Genomic DNA, 20,396 nt, shown 5'->3' with positions numbered 1-20,396 from the left:
GCCAACGACGCTCGACGCAAGGCTTTCACAGGAGTCACGCAGTGCCTTCAGTCCCCGAAACGATCCACCTGATTCAAATTGGTGAACAGGCAGGAGCCGGCAGTACCTGTTCCGCAGCTCTCGACGATAGCCCCTGGTTGCACGACGCCGACCAGACCTACGGCCCCGGCGCATCCATCGCCGACCCCCTGCCCTCCGACGCACCCAAACAGGGCGTGCTTCCGCTCGAGTACCGCAACGCCTCCCGCGAAGAACTCGACCTCCGCATCCGCGCCGCGAAAGCCGCGCTCGGCGAACGCCTCGTCGTACTCGGCCACTTCTATCAGCGCGACGAAGTCGTGAAGTACGCCGACTTCGTGGGCGACAGCTTCCAGCTCGCACAAGCCGCCCGAACCCGGCCCAACGCCGAAGCCATCGTCTTCTGCGGCGTCCACTTCATGGCCGAAACCGCCGACATGCTCTCCCGCCGCGACCAGGCCGTCATCCTGCCGAACCTCGCAGCAGGCTGCTCGATGGCGGACATGGCAGACCTCGACTCAGTCGAAGATTGCTGGGAAGAGCTGACAGCGCTCTTCGGCGATCAGCCCGACGCCAACGGCCTCCAGCCCGTCATCCCCGTCACATACATGAACTCCTCCGCCGCGCTGAAGGCCTTCTGCGGTCGCCACGGAGGCGTAGTCTGCACCTCGTCGAATGCGCGCTCGGTGCTCGAGTGGGCCTTCGCTCGCGGCCAGCGCGTGCTCTTTTTCCCCGACCAGCACCTCGGCCGCAACACCGCCAAGGCCATGGGCGTACCGCTTGAGCAGATGCCGCTCTGGAAGCCCGAAGTCACGCTCGGCGGCAGCACCGCCCAGCAGCTTCGTGACTCCCGGGTCATCCTCTGGCACGGCTTCTGCTCCGTGCACAAACGCTTCACCGTCGAGCAGATCAGCATGGCTCGCCAGCGCCACCCCGACGTCCGCGTCATCGTGCACCCCGAGTGCCCGATGGAGGTCGTCGACGACGCCGACGAGTACGGCTCCACCGACTACATTCGCAAGGCCATCGAGGCCGCTCCGGCTGGTTCCACCTTCGCCATCGGCACGGAGATCAACCTCGTCCAGCGCCTCGCTAACGACCACCCCGAGCACACCATCTTCTGCCTCGACTCCATCGTCTGCCCCTGTTCGACGATGTACCGCATCCACCCCAGCTACATCGCCTGGGTGCTCGAAAGCTTCGAGCGCGGCGAACTCGTCAACCAGATCACCGTCGACGAAGCCACCGCCAGCGACGCCCGTATCGCCCTTGAGCGCATGCTGGCTCTCGCTCCCGGCAAGCCTGTGAGCGCAGCATGAGCACACCTCGCCAGCACGTCGCCGTCGTCGGCAGCGGTATCGCCGGACTCATTGCCACGCTTCGACTCGCGAAGTCTCACGACGTCACGCTCGTCACCAAGCTGGAGCTGGCCGAGTCCAACACGCGCTGGGCGCAGGGCGGCATCGCTGCCGCGTACTTTGCAGACGACTCCACCGAAGCCCACATCGTCGACACACTGAACGCTGGCGCAGGCCTTTGCGACCCCGCCGCTGTTCGTGTTCTCTGCGAAGAAGGCCCCGCGCGCATTCACGACCTCATTCGCCTCGGCGTCGAGTTCGACAAGCGCAACGGTGAACTCGCCAAGGGCCTCGAAGCTGCGCATTCCTACCCGCGCGTACTCCACGCTGGCGGCGACTCCACCGGCCTCTCCATCGAGATGGCGCTCGTCCACGCCGTGCGCGCGACAAAGAACATCACCGTCCTCGAACACACCTTCGTCGCCGACATCCTCACACGCAACGGCGTCGCCGCGGGCCTGCACATCATCGACAAGGCCGGCCGCTCACGCATGATCTCCACGGACGCTGTGATCCTCGCGTCCGGCGGCGCTGGCCAGCTTTATCTCCACACCACCAACCCCGCCGGAGCCACCGGCGACGGCACCGCAGCCGCCTTCCGCGCCGGAGCCGAACTCGCCGACGTCGAGTTCTACCAATTCCACCCAACCGCGCTCGCGCACCCCGAAACCTTCCTCATCTCCGAGGCCGTTCGCGGCGAAGGCGCCGTGCTGCTCGACGCTCACGGTCACCGCTTCATGCAGACCCTGCATCCGCAGGCGGAACTCGCTCCGCGCGACGTCGTCGCTCGCGGCATCGCCATGCAGATGACCGCGCAGCACGGCTCACCCGTCATGCTCGACGCCACGCAACTCGGCGGCGAAGAGTTCCTCCGCACGCGCTTCCCTTCCATCGACGCCGCCGTTCGCCGTCGTGGCATGGACTGGTCCCGCGATCCCATCCCCGTCACCCCCGCAGCGCACTACTGGATGGGCGGTGTCCGCACCGATCTCTACGGCCGCACCTCCGTGCCGCGCCTCTTCGCCGTCGGCGAAACCGCCTGCACCGGCGTCCACGGAGCCAACCGCCTCGCCTCGAACTCGCTGCTCGAAAGCCTCGTCTACGCCTGGCGCTGCGCGGGTCTCTTCCTCGGCGAACACCACATGCCGTCGGCCTCTCTCGATGCACCCGCCGAGTTTGACGCCAACGAAGTCCGCGCCCTCGCGCCCGTCTTCCCCGAAACCAAGGCCATCGACCGCCAGAGCATCCAGTCGCTCATGTGGACAGCCGTCGGCATCGAACGCGACGGCCAGGACCTCGCCTCTGCGCTCGCCGAGTTGAAGTCCACCCACATCGTCGGCGACTCCATCGCCGCTCGCGAAACCGCGAACCTGCACCTGATCGCCCGGCTCGTCACCACCGCCGCGCTCGCCCGCACCGAAAGCCGCGGCGCACACTACCGCACCGACTACCTGAACCCCTCGCCCGCATGGGCGCGCTCGCTTCTCTACGCCGACCGCACAACCATCGTCAGCGTTCCAGAGAACCCACTCATCGCCTCCCGCTAGGCCTCTCCTACGCTCTGCCCTCTGAAATCTCCGCTCTAATCATGAAGCCCTCCGCCGCACTCATCGACTCCCTCGTCCGCGCCGCACTCACTGAAGACGCTCCCTGGGGCGATCTCAGCGTACAGACCTTCCTGCCCGCTTCTGCCCGCGTCACCGCGCAGCTTGTCGCCCGTGAACCCGGCGTCCTCTGCGGCGAAGACATCTTCACCGCAGCCATGAACCTCACCGGCGCCATCACCACAACCTTCCGCGTACACGACGGCGAGCGCTTCGAAGCAGGCACTGTCCTCGCCAAGTCAGAAGGCCCTGCCCGCGCCGTGCTGCAGGCAGAGCGCGTCGGCCTCAACTTCATCCAGCGCCTCAGCGGCATCGCGACGGCCACCTCGCGCTACGTCGCCGCCACGAAAGGCACCTCCACGCGCATCACCGACACCCGCAAGACCACCCCCGGCCTGCGCCAGTTCGAGCGATACGCCGTGCGCTGCGGCGGCGGCCACAACCACCGCTTCTCGCTCTCCGACGCCGTCATGCTCAAGGACAACCACCTCGCAGTCCTCACGCAAAACGGCCAGCGACCGCTGACAGAAGCCCTCCGCGAAGCCGCGCAAAGCCTCCCCCACACCACGCACATCGAGGTGGAGGTTGATCGCCTCGACCAGATCGAGCCCGTTCTCTCCTCCGGCGTCGTCAACACGCTCATGCTCGACAACTTCACCCTCGAGCAACTCGCCGAAGGCATCGCCCTCGCCCGCAGCCTGCAACCGCACATCCTTATCGAAGCCTCCGGCGGCATCACCCTCGAGCGCATCCCGGCCATAGCCTCCACCGGTGTAGACATCATCTCCGTCGGCGCGCTCACGCACTCCACCCGCGCCCTCGACCTCGGCCTCGACATCGCCTAGAGCACTCGACAGCCAGTAATTGACTATTCGCCGTCGAACCTGGCGTCACCCTCGCCACCAGCCTCGGCTAGCGCGACACCACGCCACTCGCTCGCCTGCTCGTCAAGACCGTCGTGCCCGTCCTCGTTCCGCTACTCCTGCCATTCATGAGGTTCCTCAGCACGCCGAAACGCGCCGCACGCGTCATCACGAAAGTTGCCCTCAACCAATCCGGAGAGACCGGCACGTACTACGACGAGCACGGCGACCCGATGCAGGGCTCGGAGTTCATCCGCACCCCCGGAGTAGCCGAACAAATCGTCGCCGAAACACGCTCTTTTCTGGCGGCCAGCTCCGCATAACCAGTGCTCACAATGCCTGCTTCAAGCACCCGCGAACCCCGATCAACACGAGTGCACCGCTCGCCACGAATCTCCGAAGGTACGAAACATCGTGTCTTCGGAACACTTTCCTCTTGCTTCCGATTTCACCGCTAGTTACTTTGTGGTCAATGGCACATATGCACACAGCGCTGCCGGCAGAGCCTGCAGCTTCGGTAGAAACCGTCGCAGCCGCTCCGGCCCCGATCAACATCGGCATCACCATCCGCGGTTTCCGTCTCCAGAAGGGCATGTCCCAGGGAGACATCGAAAAGCGCACCGGTCTGCTGCGTTGCTATCTCTCGCGCGTAGAGAACGGCCACACCGTGCCCTCGCTCGAAACCCTGCAGAAGATCGCCTCTGCGCTTGATCTGCCGCTCAGCCAGTTCTTCGCCGAAGACCCCATCAAGGACGTCCCCGGCATCAACCTATCGGCCGACGAGATCCGCTTCCTCACCCAGATTCAGCGTTACTCCGCCAATCTGACCGAAAGCGACCGTCGCCTTCTCCTCGCCATGGTGCGCAAGTTTGCCGCCACCGCGACCACCTCCGTCTTCTAAAAGACAGCAGGCTCACGAAAAAGAAATGGCACGGCCCACAGGCCGTGCCATTTCTTTGCTCAAACCTCGCATCGGCCCTTAGACAAACCGGGCGAGCGCATACCCCATCAACCCCAACACCAGCACTGCCGAGGCGAACACGGCCTTCTGCCTCGCTCTGTAAGCCTTCTTCCCCAGCGTCATCTGGCTGAACAACGGCCACCCCAGCAACAGCCCACACACAAAGCCACCGATGTGGGCTGAGTTGTCGATATGTGGCATCGTAGCCGGGTTCACGTGCAGCATCCGCATCGTGCCGGTAGAAAGCATCGGAGCAAAGTTCGGCGCGGCTCCCAGCACCAGGTTCGCCGCCGCAAACAAAACCACCTGCGTGCGCAGCCCTCGAATGTCGTCCCAGCTCAGCCCATCTTTGGCCAGCCCTCGGTTCGACAGCAGAACGATCAGCACGCCCGTTATGCCAAAGATCGCGCCCGAAGCCCCCACCACCAGCGAATCCATCCGGGTAATGATCGACCAGGTCAGCGACATCAGGTTCCCCGCAACGCCAGTCAGCACATAGACCGCGAGCATCCCATAGCGCCCCAGCAACCTCTCGCCAAACAGCCCCAGGTTCCACAGACACCACATATTCAACGCAATGTGCAGCACCGTCCCGTGAACAAAGCAGGCCGTCAGCAACCGCCACCACTGCCCGTCGAGCACCATCTGCGTGTCGCAGCCACCAAACAGCGCCAGCGTCTCGCCGCTAAACTGCGACGTAAACACCGCCGTCCAGTCATGGTGATGCAACGCCGTCATCATCGGCCCGTAGCGGAACATCACCACAAACACGACCACGTTCACGGCCAGCAGGCCGTACGTCGCCGGATACGTCCACCACGACGCAGCCTGCGCCGCAGCCGGATCAACCTCGGCAGGAAGCGCTTGCGCCTCATACTCGGCGCGTTCGAACTCTAATTCCTGGGATCTTTGCTTCACGCGGTGCGCGAGCCCTTCTTCAGCTCACAGCCAGTTTACGCTGCGTGCTCAACGTCATCGTCGTTGCCGTTTTCGCTGCGCATACGCTGCCGCAAAGCCGCACTCACCATGCCGCCCATCGGAGTCGTCATCGCGACCAGTCCCCACAGCAAAAGCGACAGCACCACACCCGCAATCGCCACAGCTTCCAGACCGATCGTCACCGTCGACGGTAACCGTGCAAACAGCCCGGCCGTCTCAGGATGCAGCTTCACATGCAGCGACGCCAGATGGCGAACAGCCTCCACCCGCCGCAGTACCAGCGCGGCCAGCAGAAACGCCACAAACGACAACGTCGTCGCCGAAAGCAGCAGAGCATCCACCGTCCGGTTCAGGCGCTGCTTGCTGCGGCAGAACGAGCACTCCGCCAAATGCGCTTCATAATCCACCCGAAGGTCCGCGGGAATCTGCGAAATGTCGTAGCGCCATCCCGTCAGGATGGCTCCGATCACAGGATCAGTGCACGTTTGCAGTCGGCGCGAGTTTGAGGAGTTTGTAGGCATCGATGACGTTACAGCTAGTTTACTAGATTCCAAACACCAGCGAAAGCCTCAAAAAACATCGTCTCACGCCGGAAATCGCCCAGCCTCTACAGGCAGATCGGCTCAATCGGCTCGCTCTGCGAGGCCAGAACCACACGATTCCCCAGCAGACTTCCACGCTCCGCCAGCGCCTGATCCGCCGCCAGCTTCGCCAGCTCCGGCAGGTTATTCGATCCGCTCAGATGCCCCAGCACGATCGTATGGGCACCTCCGTCGTAATCCCGCATCAGGAACTCCGCCGCCGCGGCGTTCGACAAATGCCCCACCCGCGACAACACCCGCTGCTTCACGCTCCATGGGTACGGCCCGTCCTTCAACATCTCCAGATCGTGGTTGGACTCCAGCAGCAACACGTCCACGCCCTTCAGCGCCAGTTTCACGTTCGGCGGCACATATCCCAGGTCCGTCGCCACCGCCATCCGGATCGACTCCGCCGCCGCATGGAAGACAAAACCGCAGGGATCAGCCGCGTCGTGAGGGATCGTAAAAGGATTTATCGTTAAATTCCCAATTTGGAACTGCTGTCCCGCACGGAAATATTCCACCACCGGCAGAAATGCAGGGTCTGGTTTTCCGCTCTCCGCAGTCGGTTCGCACTCCGCCTCGTTCGCCGCCGAAACAAGCATCTCCAGAGCCTCGGAATCCTCTGCCGCAATCGACTCTTCTGACATGCTTGCTTCGCCTTCAGCAAGCATCGTCTGAGTAGCTGCGAGCCCCCCTCCGGCAAACGTGGCATCCGCGACAACCTGCGCACGGGCTTCCTTCTCGGCCTGCATCTTTCGCAACCATGCGGCATAGGTCATCGTGCTCCGAGGCCGCGTCATTCTTTGCCATGCGCGATGTGTGGCCTCCGTAAAGAAGACCGGAATCTTCAATCGGCGAGCCATGACAGAGAGCCCGGCAATGTGGTCGAGATGCTCATGCGTGATCAGAATCGCATCGAGCTTGGAGGGGTCTTCCCCCACCTGCTGCATACGCTTCAGAATCTCTCGGCAGCTCAGTCCGCAGTCCACCAGGATCGAGGTTCCCGCTGCACTGACAACGGTGCAGTTGCCCTTCGATCCCGACGCTAAAACGGACATCTTCATGCTTCCAGAATAGCTGCCGATCTTGAGGAAAGGGAAAGCCCAACCACAGCTGGTAACCAGCAGGTTACCCAAAGGTGTCATATCGTAACCAACCCCATGGGTACCAAATGGTAAGGCAAGTGAATACTCCCGCTGAGTAGTTTCGGAGACGCTTCATGAAAAAGATATTGTTGCTCGCTGCGCTCTGCGCAAGCTCTCTTCTGGCTGGTTGCGGTGTTTCCGCCACGGACCTCCAGGACAACACTGTTACCCAGGGTCAGGCGCTCAAAGGCACCGTCTTCGGCGGCCAGCAGCCTATCGTGGGAGCCCACATCTACCTCTACACGGTCGGCACCACGGGCTACGCCTCGGCAGCAACCTCCATCATGACCTCTGGTGCAGGTTCCGACGCGCTCGGGTACTACGTGCTCACCACGACCGGTGGCAACTTCAGCGTTACGAGCACCTACAGTTGCACGGCAAACTCGCTCGTCTACATCATCGCCCAGGGTGGCGATCCCGGCATCGGCACAGGAACCAACAGCACCATCATGCAGGTCGCCGTTCTTGGCGTTTGCCCGTCCAACGGTACGTTCTATGGCGCGATCCCCTCCATCATGATCAATGAAGGAACGACCGTCGCCGCCGCCTACGCCCTTGCCCCCTTTGCCACCGACGCTACGCACATTGGCTCGACCAACACAACGCAGGCGAAGGCAGGAATTGCCGCCGCGTTTCAGAACGCCCAGCTTTTGGTGAACTCATTCAACGGCTATACGCTCTCCACCACGCCAGCCTCCACCACCTATGCCTCCGCAAGCGGGCTCAGCGCCAACGGCACCGTGCCGACCTCAAAGATCAACTCCATCGCCAACATCATCGCGGCCTGCGTCAACTCCACTGGAGTCGGCGGCAGTTGCAGCCAGCTCTTTGGCTATACGCCGAACGCCTCCGGGGTTCTTCCCACCGATGAGTTCACTGCAGTACTCAACATGGCCAAGCTTCCCGCACAGAACGTGTCTTCGCTCTTTCTAACCATTCCGGCAAATAGTCCCTTCTATCCTGGCCTTTCGGCCGTACCAAATGACTGGACGCTCTCCATCGCCTTCACGGCTCCCAACACGTCCACCCCCAAACGCTCCGCCTTGGACACCAGCGGAAACCTCTGGATTCCGAACTCAGGAAACAACACCCTCACAGAGCTCAATAGCGTTGGTAACGTGGTTTCCGGTACAACCGGCTTCTCCGGCGGATCAACCGCCGCGCTCACCAGCCCTCAGGGACTCGCCATCCAGCCATCTTCCGGCAACGTAGTGGTGGCGAACGGAGGCAGTAAGTACATTTCCGTCTTCACCTCATCAGGAACCGCCAGCACGCTCTACGGTCCAGCCGCTCTCAACTTCGGAACGTATACCTATAACGCTGTCGCCTTTGACTCCTCGAGCACACCCTACTTCGCCAGCTCCTCCGGCATCGCCTATTACAACGGCTCGAGTCTCGCGTGGCCTCTCAGCATTGGAGCCACCACCGGTTACGGCGCGGCCGTAACCGCAACAAAAGCGTTTGCCTCGTCCTACTCCGGCAACAGTGTCACGTCGCTCGCACTCCTCAACTTGCTGGGCACCAGCTACAGCGGCACGCTAAGCTCCCCCACAGGACTTGCGACAGACCCCAGCAGCAATCTCTGGATCGCCAACTACGGGAGTAACTCTATCTCGTTCTTCCCCTCAGCCAGCACCACCATCACCACCAACTACACCGGTGCTGGAATGAACACGCCCTGGGGCGTCGCCGTCGATGGCCTCGGCAACGCACTGGTCAGCAATGGCAATGGAACCATCTCCATGCTCACCAGCACGGGAGCAGCCCTCTCGCCCGCCACCGGATTCACCACCGGCTCCACGGCAGCAATCTACAGCGTTGCCGTCGACAACTCAGGCAGCGTCTGGGCTCCCTGCTCCGACGGCAAGGTCTACAAGTTCATCGGTCTGGCCGCACCGGTCAGCCTTCCGCTGAACCCCGGCACGCTCGGACGGCCGTAGCCTTCGCTACGCCGTCGGCGCATTCTTCAGCGGCGCGAGGAAGTTCACAATCGAACGCATCACGACTTCCTCGCGCTGATTGAACACCGTCGTCCGCGAACGCACCACACCATACGTCGGCCGCGACTGCGAATGGCGCGTCGACAGAATCTCCGCCTCCGTCCGCAACGTATCGCCAGGACGCACCGGAGACATCCACCGCATCTCTTCCACACCCGCACCGATCATGCCGCCAGCAATCTTGATCGACTCCACCCGCAGACGCATCACGATCGCCGCCGTCAGCCATCCCGAAGCCGCCAGCCCCTTGAAGAAAGAGCTCTCTCCCGCCGCCTCATCCAGGTGGAAAGGTTGCGGATCGTAACGCTCGGCAAACTCCTTAATCTCCTCTGCCGTCACCTTGTACGTGCGCGTCGAATTAAAGGTCATGCCAGGATACAAATCTTCAAAGTAGAGTTCGGTCGCCATAATCATTTCCCTCCTGCGGGTGGCAGTCAGTCTACTCGCACCCGTGGGCGAATGTCGTCACAACCGGGCGATCATCGAACACACACAAACGCACCGCCTAAACTTTCAAGAAGCCTGGCACTCTCTGCTCACCTTGCGCCAAAGCTTTTCCTGCCTCTGCCACGTTCCGTCTCCATCCCGGCTACACTCAACGTCAGACCCTGCCGTGAATAAGATCGTCAAAAGCGAAAACCTGCGCGCCCTGCGCAAACTCCCCAGCGACTCCGTCGAACTCATCTATATCGACCCACCCTTCAACACCGGCAGCATCCAGAAGCGGCATCGCGTCACCATCACTCGCGACGACACCAGCGAACGCATCGGCTTCGGCGGCAAGCGTTACCGCATCGAGCGCAAAGCCCCGCACCCGCGCTACGAAGACAGCTTCGACGACTACCTCGGCTTCCTCCGCCCGCGCCTCGAAGAAGCCCGTCGCATCCTCACCGAGCACGGCTCTCTCTTCCTCCACGTCGACCCCCATGAGAGCCACTATTGCAAAGTCATGCTCGACCAGATCATGGGCCGCGACTGCTTCCAGAACGAAATCATCTGGGCCTACGACTACGGCGCACGCCCGCGCCGCCGCTGGCCCTCCAAGCACGACACCCTCTTCTGGTACACCAGGCACCCGACCCAGTACACCTTCCACCTCGACGCCGCAGACCGCATCCCATACATGGCGCCAAAACTCGTCGGCAAAGAGAAGGCCGCGCGCGGCAAGACACCCACCGACGTCTGGTGGCACACCATCGTCTCGCCCACCGGCAAGGAAAAAACCGGCTACCCCACACAGAAGCCTCTCGGCATCCTCGAGCGCATCATCCGCGTCCATTCAAGCCCCGGCGACACCGTACTGGACTTCTTCGCTGGCTCTGGCACAACGGGAGAAGCAGCCGCCAAACACGACCGCCAGTTCCTGTTGATCGACCAAAACCCCGAAGCCGTAAAGCTCATGCGCCAACGCTTGAAAAACCTTCTCGCCCCGCGATCTTCTTCATTGCCTTCATAGGGGCTCTTTCGTAAACTTCTCCTACCCTCATGAGACCCCTTACCCTTGCTGCGCTGTCGGCCTCGCTGTTTCTGTTTACCGTTGGAATAAACGTTTCCAGAGCTCAAACCTCTTCCGGCCCTCACTCCTGCCCTATCGTTCAGACTCCCCCTACTGCTGGGGAAGACCTCATCGCTCAGAAGAACTACAAAGATGCGGAAACGCTCTACCGTGCCGCGATCGCAAAGAACCCTCAAGACCCTGAAACCCACTTCGGCCTGACTCGTGCGCTCATTGGCCTTGACCAGGTCACGGCTGCAATCGCCGAAGCTGACGAGATGCAGACAAAGTTTCCGGGCACAGCACTCGCGCTCACCGCTCAGTCCGAAGCCGCCTACCGGGCAGGCCGACCGGATGACGCGCAACAGTTTGCCTTGAAGGCAGCGCGGGCCAACGGTTGCGAAGGACGTGCGCTGCTTGCGTTTACGAACGTAGCCGAACTTTGGGGCTTCTACGCACGTTCCTGGAACTACATCCAGCACGCCCATGCGGTGCGCCCCAATGACGAACTCATCCGCCGCGAGTGGATCTGGCTCATGCCGCGCTCGCAGCGCGCTGCAGCCCTCGAGCAATACATCCAGGGCTCAAACCACATCGCAGACGACGACCGCAAAGGCTACAACAACGCCCTCGACCACCTGAAAGCCCACCGCGCAGGCGAGTGTCACATCTCGTCCACGACACCCTCTGTCACCGTGCCCATGCAACCCATCTACGGCGACCACACCTCTCCGGAAGCGTTTGGCCTCGACGTCACCTACAACGGCAAGCGACGCCGTATGCAGATCGACACCGGCGCCTCCGGCATCACGCTCACCGCAAGCGCCGCACACTCCCTCGGTCTGGTGCCTGAAATCCATCGCAAGGTCGGCGGCGTTGGGGACGAAGGCGACGCGTCAAGCTATCTCACCCACGTCAAGAGCATCAAGATCGGTGACGTTGAGTTCTCCGACTGCATGGTCGAAGTGCTCGAAAAGCATGGACGTCTCGACGACATCGACGGCCTGATCGGCATGGATGTCTTCAACCAGTGGCTCGTCACTCTCGACTATCAGAACATCCAACTCCACCTTGATCGCCTCCCTCCACGCCCCGGCCAAAAGCCCAACGACGAGGACGACGATACTCCGCACGATCCCTACACGACCGCACCGGAGTTGAAGGACTTCTCCAACACCATCCGCATCGGCCATCAGATCATGCTTCCGGCCGAATTCGAAAAGAAGCAGACGCACTTTCTCATCATGGACACAGGTGCCAGCATTACGGATGTATCCCCGGAGATGGCTCGCGAGGTTGGCAAACTCAGCGGATCAGATATCGAGGTCTACGGCATCTCCGGCAAGGCCAAAAAAGTCTGGGAGTCCAAACAAGCGAAGCTACACGTAGCCAACCTCATGCTTCCCCCAGATGAGTACTATGTACTCGACACAACCTCGCTCTCTCACAGCAACGGCTTCGAAACCTCCGGGCTCTTCGGTCTGCCAACTCTCCAGCGACTCAGCATCTCCATCGACTACCGGGACAACCTCGTGCGTCTCAAATACGACCCCAAACGCGATCGCCAGTTCTTTACCCGATAGTCGCCCAATAGAAACGGCGGAGCCAGTGGCTCCGCCGTTTTCTATTGCCTTCTCTACGTGTTCTTCGGGTCCACACTCTGAAAGCCATACGTTTCATATCGCGTCTGCATCCGGCCATCTTTCACAGACACCATCGTGTAGCCTTCTGCCGCTCCCAGCCGCGTTCCATGCCACCAGTTACCGCTTACCGCGCCGCTCGTCACAAACGGCACACCATGCCACGTCACCACTTCGTTAATGTGCGTATGCCCTTGCAGCACACCGATCACGTTGCGGCCCGTAAACAGGCTCAGCACCTCATCGGAATTCGCCACAGACTCGCCATGGTGCTTCTCCGGCTTCTCTGGCCGAGGCACGTAGCAATCCATCGCCGTCACCAGCGGAATATGTGACGTCACAATCACCGGCGTCTTCGCCTCCAGCGCGCCCAGGTCTTTGCCCAACCACACAAGCTGCTCCGCATCCACGCGACCTTCATAGCGACGATCCTCCGTGAAGCCGATCGAATCCAGCACCACAAAATGAACGCCCTTGTGGTCGAAGCTGTAGTATGTCTTCCCCACATGCTCTTCGTAGTACCGCTTGCCGAACGCGGGGTCCTCCATGCTAACGCCGCTCTTGGCATACACGCCCACGCAGTCATGGTTGCCGATCGTGTGATACGTCTTCATCCCCAGGTCCTGCTCGGTCTTCTTGTACAGATCGAACAGACTCACCGCGCGTTCCTTCGGCACACCCAGTGAATCGAACACATGGTCCCCACCCTGAATCGCAAAATCTGCCTTCTCGCGGCTCATCTTCTTGAACGCCATCGAGCAGCCATGCGTCGCATCCAGCTCCGGCTGAATATGCGTATCCGTCAAGAACACAAAGTCAAAATCCTGTCCATGCCCCTTCATCGGAGCGGCCACAGAGTTCGGCTCCAGCGCAACAGCAGCAGCGGCAGCACCTGCACCCATCAGAAAACGGCGGCGGGAAAGCGATTGAAAGAGACTCATACCGCCGAGTCTAGCCACGAAGTATGAACCTCCGTTGAATCAAAGGCAGAGACGAGGAAGCAGGAAGCAGGAAGCAGGAAGCAGGAAGCAGGAAGCAGGAAGCAGGAAGCAGGGCAAAGCAACATCACCGCCTGCGACAAATCAACACCTCGCAAGCGCTCATGCCTTATTCCTTATCCCTTATTCCTACTCCCTACACCCTCCCCCTTACACCCTCGCCTCCCCGCCACTGGCGCAATGTACCTTCCGTCCTGTATCGTGAACCGCGATAAAAGGAGCCACCTCTTTCATGTCTTTAGGCAAACGTTTGCTCTCAACCGCAGCCCTGCTCTGCGCCTCTGTTGCCCTGGCTCAGTCCCCTGCCGCGCCCGAACGCATTACCATCGACGCTGCCGCTCCCACCACCCCTTTCCCCCACTTCTGGGAGTCAGTCTTCGGCTCGGGACGCGCTCATCTCGCCACCCGCGAAAGCTACCGCAACGACCTCACCGCCGTGCACAGCATCACCGGCTTTGAGTACGTCCGCTTTCACGGCATCTTCCACGACGAGAACGGTGTCTACGACGAAGACATGAACGGCAAGCCGATCTACAACTGGTCCACCGTCGACGACATCTACGACGGCCTGCTCAAACGCGGCGTCCGTCCTCTGGTTGAGGTCAGCTTCATGCCCCGCAAGCTCGCCTACAACCCCGACGCGCTCCACGCCTTCTGGTATCGCCAGAACGTCTCCGGCCCGAAGAGCATGGACCGCTGGAACGACTTCATCCACGCCTTCGCCGAGCACATCGTCGCGCGTTACGGCATCAACGAAGTCGCCCAGTGGTACTTCGAAGTCTGGAACGAACCGAACCTCGACTTCTGGATCGGCGTGCCGCAACAAGGCACTTACTTCCAGCTTTACGAGAACACCGCACGCACGCTGAAAGCCGTCAGCCCGCGCCTCCGCGTCGGCGGCCCGGCGACCTCCTCCGCGCACTGGATCCCCGAGTTCCTCAAGTACATGGCCGACCACCACGCTCCGGTTGATTTCGTCAGCACCCATGGCTACGACGACGACTCCACCGAAGACCTCTTCGGCAACAGCGACCCCGTCCCGCAGGACGAGCGCGTCTGCAAGGCCGCCGCCAAGGTCCGCTCGCAGATCGACGCCTCCCCCACGCCCCACCTGCCTCTCTTCTGGACCGAGTGGAACGTCGAGGGAGCCAACAACTCGCGCGACACCATCTTCCTCGGCCCCGGCCTCGCCAACACGATCCGCCAGTGCGACGGCCTCGTCGACAAGCTCAGTCTCTGGACATTCTCGGACGTCTTCGAAGAAGGTGGCCCACCGCTCCACACCATGTACGGCGGCTTCGGTCTGCGCGCCAAGGGCGGCATCAACAAGCCAAGCTTCTATGACTCGGCACTGCTGCACAAGCTCGGAGACAAGCGCTACGCGAACCCCTCGCCCGACGTGCTCGTCACCCGCCGCGACAACGGCGAACTCGCCATCGCGGTCTGGAACATCTCCGACCCCAACCCCGCCAACCGCGCGAAAGAGGTCTCCAAACAAGACACCACACTCGCCAACGCGGGCACCATCGGACCCAACCGTACCTTTGAACTCGACCTCAAGGACGTGAAGCCCAACGCCGAGATCACCATCGAACGCGTCGACGCCACTCACGGCAACGTGCTGCCGGCGTTCTGGAAGATCGGAGCGCCCGACTATCCCACCGAAGCTCAGGCCAACGAGCTAAACGCCGCCTCCAACCCCGGAGCCCCGGAGCACGCGCACCTCGTCGGCGGCAAACTCAAACTGAACCTGACCGCCAACGCGCTGGTGCTCGTCACCGTAAAGCCCTAACCCTCAACACCTGCACAAACAGCAAACGCCGGGCATCGTCCCGGCGTTTCTGCGTCTGCCAGAAACAGACCTGCTCCGCCAACGGACCGCTCTTCCCTCGCCACACCACTTCCCGTAGGATCATTGGTACCCACCCCATCGCTTCGGCGATCCCTAAGGTACTGTCCTCTTGGCCCAGCTGAGCGTCTCCCCTGTTTCACTTCTACGCGCTGCCACACTGGCATTTGCCATCTTCATCCCCGTGGCAACTGGTTCTCTCCACGCACAGACCGCCTGCACCGTGGAACCAGCCGTCTCCACCAGTGCCGTGCAGCATCTTCTCAACGACAAGAAGTACGACGACGCCTACACGCTGGCGAAGCAGACCGCGGAAGCGGCAGGAAAAGACGGCACGCCCGAAGCCGACTTCGTCACGGCGCAAGCGGAGCTGGTCAAGACGCAGCTCTCACTGCGCCGCACACACGAAGCACTCGCCGGGGCAGAGTCCGCCTTGAAGCGTTACCCCGAAAACCCCAGGCTGCATGACATTCTCGGTGAAGTTCACTTCAAGCGCGGTGAAATCCCTCTCGCAGCCCTGTCCTTTGAAGCCTCGCTCAAACTCGACCCCTGCTCCGCGCAAACGCACTACGACGTCGCACGCTACAACCACCTCAACTCGCAGTTCCTGAGCGAGCAGAAGCAACTCAACGTCGCGCACAAGCTCGCCCCGCACAACGAGCGCATTACCCATGCCTGGGAAGCCTCCGAATCAGCAGCCCGGCCTCTCAGCGAAAGGCTGCGCAGCCTCGACCAACAACTCACGCGCACAGACCTCTCCCCAGCCGAGCGAGCGTCACTCGAACGCCATCTGGCCATCCTGCAAAGCGTCAGTAAAGGTTCCTGCAGCATCACCCACCCCACAGACAAAGCCGTCCTCCCTCTCACCGACGTGGGGCTTGCGAGCAGCTACTCAGGCACCTCCATCGGCTTGAAGATGAGCTTCAACGACAAGCCTGCAACGCTGCAACTCGACACCGGTGCCTCCGGCATCTCCATCAGTCAATCAGTCGCAAAAGCCGCGGGCCTTATCACCGAGGCGCAGGTCTCGGCCTACGGCATCGGCTCCGCAAAAGACATGCCGGAAGACCTCGCACACGTTGACAAACTCCTCATCGGCGGCCTCGAGTTCCATAACTGCCTCGTCAGCATCATGCGCCAGGATCGCCTCCATCAGGACGGCCTCATCGGCTCCGACGTCTTCTCCTCCTGGATCGTCACCATCGACACCAGCCGCCACCAACTGCGCCTCTCGCCTCTCCCGGCTCTTCCCGGCGAGAAGGTCGAAAGCGCAGCCCTCGAGGCCACCGGCAACGACGCGCACACCACCCCGAGAAATCGCTACACTCCACCCGAACTGAAAGACTGGACGCCTGTATTTCGTCAGGGCCACAATCTGCTCTTTTCCACCGCCATCAACGACGGCGCACCGCGCCTTTTCATCATGGATACCGGCGCGTCCGCCCAAGGCCTCATCTCAATCGCCGCTGCCCGCGAGGCCACGCACCTTGGCGACGGAGTCATTACCGTCAGAGGCATCAGCGGAGCCGCAGAAGAAACCATGGACGCCGAGGACTACACCCTCACCTTCGCCCACGTTCGAGATCAGTACCAGCACGTCCCCGCTCTCAACCTCTATCGCCTCTCCACCGAAGGCGGCGCCGAGGTATCCGGCCTCATCGGCTTCAGCACCCTTCAGAAGCTGGTGATCTCCATCGATTACCGGGACTCCCTCGTCCACGCGCTTCCGATCGCAAAATCCAGCCCCAACACTCCCTGAAGCGACCAAGCCACGCCCTCGCATCACGGCAAACGCAAAAGAGCCTCAGCACAAGGCTGAGGCTCTTCATCTTCTCGTTCTGCAGAGGGTTAGTGCGCGCCGCCGCCGTGTCCCGCGCTAGCGATCTTCTCTTCCGCCACACGCGCAACCGCATTCGCTTCGTCGTACTTGACCTGGTCGTCACCGGCCTGGTTCCAAAGCTCCTGCGAGTGAGCCAGCTCACCCTTCGCCTCGTTCAGATCGATCTCTTCCGGGTGCAGAGCCGTCTCTGCCAGGATCGTCACACGCTCCGGCAGCACTTCCACAAAGCCCCACGCCACAAAGAACGTCTGCTCGCCTGCTGAACCACCATGGAGCCGCACTTCGCCAGCGCCAAGCTCCGCCAACAGAGGAGCCGCGCCGTACAGCGCTTCCAGGTAGCCCGACATCGAGGGCAGTTCAACCGCTGCAGCCGTCGCGTCCAACAGAACGCGATCCGGCGTTACCAGCCGAACCTGCAGCAATCCCGAATTATTGTTTGCATCAGCCATAACAAAGCCTTTCAAGCGAGTGCCGCCCCGAAGGGCGGCTCTCCACTCTACTGTCTACACTCTACGTTCTAAGCAGAGGCCTTCATCTTCTCAGCAGCAGCGATTACGTCTTCGATGCCACCCTTGAGGTAGAACGCCTGCTCCGGCAGAGAATCATGCTTACCTTCGATGATCTCCTTGAACGAGCGAACCGTGTCCTCAACCTTGACGTACGCGCCAGGGATACCCGTGAAGATTTCCGCGACGTGGAACGGCTGCGACAGGAAGCGCTGCACCTTACGGGCACGCGATACGGTCAGCTTGTCCTCTTCCGACAGTTCGTCGATACCGAGGATGGCGATGATGTCCTGCAGGTCCTTATAACGCTGCAGAATACGCTTCACGCCCTGTGCCACATCGTAGTGCTCGTCACCGACAACGCGCGCCGAAAGGATACGCGAGGTCGAGGTGAGCGGATCCACGGCCGGGTAGATACCGAGCTCCGACAGAGGACGCGACAGAAGCATCGTCGCATCAAGGTGGGCAAACGTCGTCGCCGGAGCCGGATCGGTAATATCGTCGGCGGGCACGTACACAGCCTGAACCGAGGTAACCGAACCCTTCTTCGTGGACGTAATACGCTCCTGCAGCTCACCCATTTCGGTGGCCAGGTTCGGCTGGTAGCCTACAGCCGACGGCATACGGCCGAGCAGCGTCGAGACTTCCGAACCCGCCTGCGTGAAGCGGAAGATGTTATCCACGAACAGCAGCGTGTCTGCGCCTTCTTCGTCGCGGAAGTACTCCGCAACCGTCAGGCCGGTCAGCGCCACGCGCAGACGAGCTCCTGGCGGCTCTGTCATCTGACCGTAAATCAGTGCGGCTTTGCTCTTGTTGAAGTCGTGAATATCGATAACGCCCGACTCCTGGAACTCGTGCCAGAGATCGTTACCCTCACGGGTACGCTCACCCACACCAGCGAATACCGAGAAGCCGCCGTGCTTGGTCGCAACGTTGTTGATCAGCTCCTGAATCACGACGGTCTTGCCGACGCCGGCACCGCCGAACAGGCCGATCTTGCCGCCCTTCAAGAACGGGAGGATAAGGTCAACGACCTTGATACCCGTCTCGAACATCTCTTCCGAGGTCGACTGTTCGTCGAACGCAGGAGCCTGGCGATGGATCGGGCGGTGTGCCTTCGCATTCACCGGGCCGAGCTGGTCAACAGGCTGTCCGAGCACGTTGAGCACGCGGCCCAGCGTCTCGCGGCCCACAGGGACCGTGATGCCTGCGCCCGTGTCCACGGCCTTCATGCCGCGCACCATGCCGTCCGTGGACTCCATGGCGATGCAACGCACGCGGCCTTCGCCGAGATGCTGCTGCACTTCCACGGTCACGTTGACAGGAGCCGGAGTGTCGAAGCCTTCGCTCGAAATTACCAGAGCCTGGTAAATCGGTGGCATGTTCGCTTCTTCGAACTGAACATCAACGGCCGGGCCGCTGATGCTGATCACTTTGCCGATGTTTTGTGTGTCTGCCATAGTTCTCTTTCGCGTTCCTTAGAGCGCTGACGCTCCCGAAACGATTTCGATAATTTCCTTCGTGATCGCTGCCTGACGCACACGGTTCATCGTCAGCGAAAGCTTGTCGATCAACTCACCCGCGTTCTTCGTCGCTGCATCCGTTGCCGTCATACGTGCGGCATGTTCAGCCGCAATCGACTCCAGAATGGCGTGGAAGATCTGCGTCGTCACATAGCGCGGCATCAGGTGGCGGAACAAACGCTCCGGTGCCTGATCGTAGATGTAATCCACGTCTGCCGTGCCGAACTTCTTGGCTTCCGCCTCAGCAGCCTTGTCTTCCGTCTCGAGCACCGAAACACCAGAAGCCTGTGCAGCCTTCGCCGCCGCTTCCTTCTGCTCTTCGGTCATCTCTTCCGACGCCGTGATCTCGTGCGAACCCAGCTTGCGGATCGGCAGAAGCTTCTCCACCACCACACGCTGTGCGATTACGCTCTTGAACTCGTTGAAGACGATGTACACGCCGTCGATCTCGGCACGCTCATAGCGCTCGATGATCGAGTGCGCCATCGTCGAAATCTCAGCGATGTCGCCCTTTACCAGCATCGTCGGGTGCTCAAACGCAACCTCAACGCCGCCCGCACGATGACGAATGTCTTCGATGTGCTTGGCGAGATCGTTGTCGTAGAGTTCTTCCTTGTGCTCGTAAACAGCCGCAGGATACTTACGCTTATAGAGTCCGATCGCCTTCTTGCCGATCGGCTCCAGGTCAACGTTCTGCCCTGCTGCGCGGCGCTCGTCGATAAAACGCTGAGCTGCCTTGCCAATGTTGGAGTTGAAGCCGCCCGCGAAGCCCTTGTCACCGGCGATCACAACCACCAGGACATTCTTCTCTTCGCGCTCAACCAGCAACGGATGCATGATTTCGCCAGTGGCCTCATCGAACAGGTCGGTGCGGCGTACCAGCGATTCAAGAACCGCCGTCAGCATCTGCGCATAGGGGCGCGCCTGCAAGGCACGCTCCTGCGCACGGCGCAGTTTTGCGGCCGAGACCATCTTCATGGCCTTGGTGATCTGCCGCGTGTTTTTCACGCTGCGGATACGCCGTCGTAAATCGAGTACGTTTGCCATTCGTCCTTACGTTTCCTTATCGGGCG

Annotated in this window: 18 protein-coding genes; 10 read left to right on the top strand and 8 right to left on the bottom strand. The window is 61.3% G+C overall.

Features of this window, described 5'->3' with window-relative positions:
* The first annotated feature begins 41 nt into the window (after nucleotides 1-41).
* The 5 genes from nadA to PW792_05580 all read left to right on the top strand — a co-directional run bounded on the left by nadA (nucleotide 42) and on the right by PW792_05580 (nucleotide 4,744).
* Nucleotides 42-1,337, top strand: a complete 1,296-nt coding sequence (nadA, locus tag PW792_05600; GenBank protein MDE1161407.1) for a quinolinate synthase NadA — start codon at nucleotides 42-44, stop codon at nucleotides 1,335-1,337.
* Nucleotides 1,334-2,923 (top strand): L-aspartate oxidase, encoded by a 1,590-nt coding sequence (nadB, locus tag PW792_05595; GenBank protein MDE1161406.1) that lies wholly within the window; start codon nucleotides 1,334-1,336, stop codon nucleotides 2,921-2,923. Before nadA ends, nadB begins: the two co-directional genes overlap by 4 nt.
* Before the next feature lie 41 nt (nucleotides 2,924-2,964).
* Entirely contained in the window at nucleotides 2,965-3,825 is an 861-nt protein-coding gene (gene nadC, locus PW792_05590) for a carboxylating nicotinate-nucleotide diphosphorylase (protein MDE1161405.1), read from the top strand.
* A gap of 113 nt (nucleotides 3,826-3,938) precedes the next feature.
* A complete protein-coding gene (locus tag PW792_05585; GenBank protein ID MDE1161404.1) occupies nucleotides 3,939-4,166 on the top strand; it encodes a hypothetical protein in 228 nt (75 codons plus the stop codon).
* A gap of 149 nt (nucleotides 4,167-4,315) precedes the next feature.
* Nucleotides 4,316-4,744, top strand: coding sequence for a helix-turn-helix transcriptional regulator (locus PW792_05580; GenBank protein ID MDE1161403.1), 429 nt, complete (start codon nucleotides 4,316-4,318; stop codon nucleotides 4,742-4,744).
* A gap of 78 nt (nucleotides 4,745-4,822) precedes the next feature.
* Here the strand turns inward: PW792_05580 and PW792_05575 are convergent, their stop codons facing one another.
* From PW792_05575 to PW792_05565, 3 genes are all read right to left on the bottom strand, one after another.
* Entirely contained in the window at nucleotides 4,823-5,722 is a 900-nt protein-coding gene (locus tag PW792_05575) for a rhomboid family intramembrane serine protease (protein ID MDE1161402.1), read from the bottom strand.
* 35 nt (nucleotides 5,723-5,757) lie between these two features.
* Nucleotides 5,758-6,264 (bottom strand): hypothetical protein, encoded by a 507-nt coding sequence (locus PW792_05570; GenBank protein MDE1161401.1) that lies wholly within the window; start codon nucleotides 6,262-6,264, stop codon nucleotides 5,758-5,760.
* An 86-nt stretch (nucleotides 6,265-6,350) separates the two neighbouring features.
* Complete coding sequence (locus PW792_05565) at nucleotides 6,351-7,391, bottom strand: MBL fold metallo-hydrolase (GenBank protein ID MDE1161400.1); 1,041 nt, start codon at nucleotides 7,389-7,391, stop codon at nucleotides 6,351-6,353.
* Between the two features lie 155 nt (nucleotides 7,392-7,546).
* On the opposite strand from PW792_05565, the gene PW792_05560 reads away from it, so the two are divergent.
* Nucleotides 7,547-9,412 carry a hypothetical protein gene (locus PW792_05560; GenBank protein ID MDE1161399.1) on the top strand — a complete coding sequence of 622 codons (1,866 nt, stop codon included), beginning with the start codon at nucleotides 7,547-7,549 and terminating at the stop codon, nucleotides 9,410-9,412.
* Nucleotides 9,413-9,418: 6 nt separating this feature from the next.
* Here the strand turns inward: PW792_05560 and PW792_05555 are convergent, their stop codons facing one another.
* Complete coding sequence (locus PW792_05555; protein MDE1161398.1) at nucleotides 9,419-9,880, bottom strand: MaoC family dehydratase; 462 nt, start codon at nucleotides 9,878-9,880, stop codon at nucleotides 9,419-9,421.
* 205 nt (nucleotides 9,881-10,085) lie between these two features.
* On the opposite strand from PW792_05555, the gene PW792_05550 reads away from it, so the two are divergent.
* A complete protein-coding gene (locus PW792_05550; protein MDE1161397.1) occupies nucleotides 10,086-10,928 on the top strand; it encodes a DNA methyltransferase in 843 nt (280 codons plus the stop codon).
* A gap of 29 nt (nucleotides 10,929-10,957) precedes the next feature.
* Nucleotides 10,958-12,550 carry a retroviral-like aspartic protease family protein gene (locus PW792_05545; protein MDE1161396.1) on the top strand — a complete coding sequence of 531 codons (1,593 nt, stop codon included), beginning with the start codon at nucleotides 10,958-10,960 and terminating at the stop codon, nucleotides 12,548-12,550.
* 53 nt (nucleotides 12,551-12,603) lie between these two features.
* On the opposite strand, the gene PW792_05540 is transcribed toward PW792_05545, so the two are convergent.
* Nucleotides 12,604-13,566 (bottom strand): metallophosphoesterase, encoded by a 963-nt coding sequence (locus tag PW792_05540; protein ID MDE1161395.1) that lies wholly within the window; start codon nucleotides 13,564-13,566, stop codon nucleotides 12,604-12,606.
* Between the two features lie 271 nt (nucleotides 13,567-13,837).
* On the opposite strand from PW792_05540, the gene PW792_05535 reads away from it, so the two are divergent.
* Both PW792_05535 and PW792_05530 read left to right on the top strand, forming a co-directional pair.
* On the top strand, nucleotides 13,838-15,397 hold the full coding sequence (locus PW792_05535; protein MDE1161394.1) for a glycosyl hydrolase family 39: 1,560 nt from the start codon (nucleotides 13,838-13,840) through the stop codon (nucleotides 15,395-15,397).
* Between the two features lie 169 nt (nucleotides 15,398-15,566).
* On the top strand, nucleotides 15,567-17,213 hold the full coding sequence (locus tag PW792_05530; GenBank protein ID MDE1161393.1) for an aspartyl protease family protein: 1,647 nt from the start codon (nucleotides 15,567-15,569) through the stop codon (nucleotides 17,211-17,213).
* Between the two features lie 89 nt (nucleotides 17,214-17,302).
* Here the strand turns inward: PW792_05530 and atpC are convergent, their stop codons facing one another.
* The 3 genes from atpC to PW792_05515 all read right to left on the bottom strand — a co-directional run bounded on the left by atpC (nucleotide 17,303) and on the right by PW792_05515 (nucleotide 20,370).
* Nucleotides 17,303-17,743, bottom strand: a complete 441-nt coding sequence (atpC, locus tag PW792_05525; protein ID MDE1161392.1) for an ATP synthase F1 subunit epsilon — start codon at nucleotides 17,741-17,743, stop codon at nucleotides 17,303-17,305.
* A gap of 68 nt (nucleotides 17,744-17,811) precedes the next feature.
* A complete protein-coding gene (gene atpD / locus PW792_05520; GenBank protein MDE1161391.1) occupies nucleotides 17,812-19,260 on the bottom strand; it encodes a F0F1 ATP synthase subunit beta in 1,449 nt (482 codons plus the stop codon).
* An 18-nt stretch (nucleotides 19,261-19,278) separates the two neighbouring features.
* A complete protein-coding gene (locus PW792_05515) occupies nucleotides 19,279-20,370 on the bottom strand; it encodes a F0F1 ATP synthase subunit gamma (GenBank protein ID MDE1161390.1) in 1,092 nt (363 codons plus the stop codon).
* Between the last annotated feature and the right edge of the window lie 26 nt (nucleotides 20,371-20,396).

This window comes from Acidobacteriaceae bacterium, from assembly GCA_028283655.1.
GTDB lineage: Bacteria > Acidobacteriota > Terriglobia > Terriglobales > Acidobacteriaceae > Granulicella.
The sequence above is the reverse complement of the archived record's forward strand: the minus strand, read 5'-3'. Positions and strand labels throughout refer to the sequence as shown.

What these genes read in the sequence shown, in the direction of transcription:
- PW792_05555 (MDE1161398.1), bottom strand. Translation starts at nt 9,880, where the DNA reads ATGGCGACCGAACTCTACTTTGAAGATTTGTATCCTGGCATGACCTTT.
- nadC (MDE1161405.1), top strand. Translation starts at nt 2,965, where the DNA reads ATGAAGCCCTCCGCCGCACTCATCGACTCCCTCGTCCGCGCCGCACTC.
- atpD (MDE1161391.1), bottom strand. Translation starts at nt 19,260, where the DNA reads ATGGCAGACACACAAAACATCGGCAAAGTGATCAGCATCAGCGGCCCG.
- PW792_05565 (MDE1161400.1), bottom strand. Translation starts at nt 7,391, where the DNA reads ATGAAGATGTCCGTTTTAGCGTCGGGATCGAAGGGCAACTGCACCGTT.
- nadB (MDE1161406.1), top strand. Translation starts at nt 1,334, where the DNA reads ATGAGCACACCTCGCCAGCACGTCGCCGTCGTCGGCAGCGGTATCGCC.
- atpC (MDE1161392.1), bottom strand. Translation starts at nt 17,743, where the DNA reads ATGGCTGATGCAAACAATAATTCGGGATTGCTGCAGGTTCGGCTGGTA.
- PW792_05545 (MDE1161396.1), top strand. Translation starts at nt 10,958, where the DNA reads ATGAGACCCCTTACCCTTGCTGCGCTGTCGGCCTCGCTGTTTCTGTTT.
- PW792_05515 (MDE1161390.1), bottom strand. Translation starts at nt 20,370, where the DNA reads ATGGCAAACGTACTCGATTTACGACGGCGTATCCGCAGCGTGAAAAAC.
- PW792_05535 (MDE1161394.1), top strand. Translation starts at nt 13,838, where the DNA reads ATGTCTTTAGGCAAACGTTTGCTCTCAACCGCAGCCCTGCTCTGCGCC.
- PW792_05560 (MDE1161399.1), top strand. Translation starts at nt 7,547, where the DNA reads ATGAAAAAGATATTGTTGCTCGCTGCGCTCTGCGCAAGCTCTCTTCTG.
- PW792_05580 (MDE1161403.1), top strand. Translation starts at nt 4,316, where the DNA reads ATGGCACATATGCACACAGCGCTGCCGGCAGAGCCTGCAGCTTCGGTA.
- PW792_05570 (MDE1161401.1), bottom strand. Translation starts at nt 6,264, where the DNA reads ATGCCTACAAACTCCTCAAACTCGCGCCGACTGCAAACGTGCACTGAT.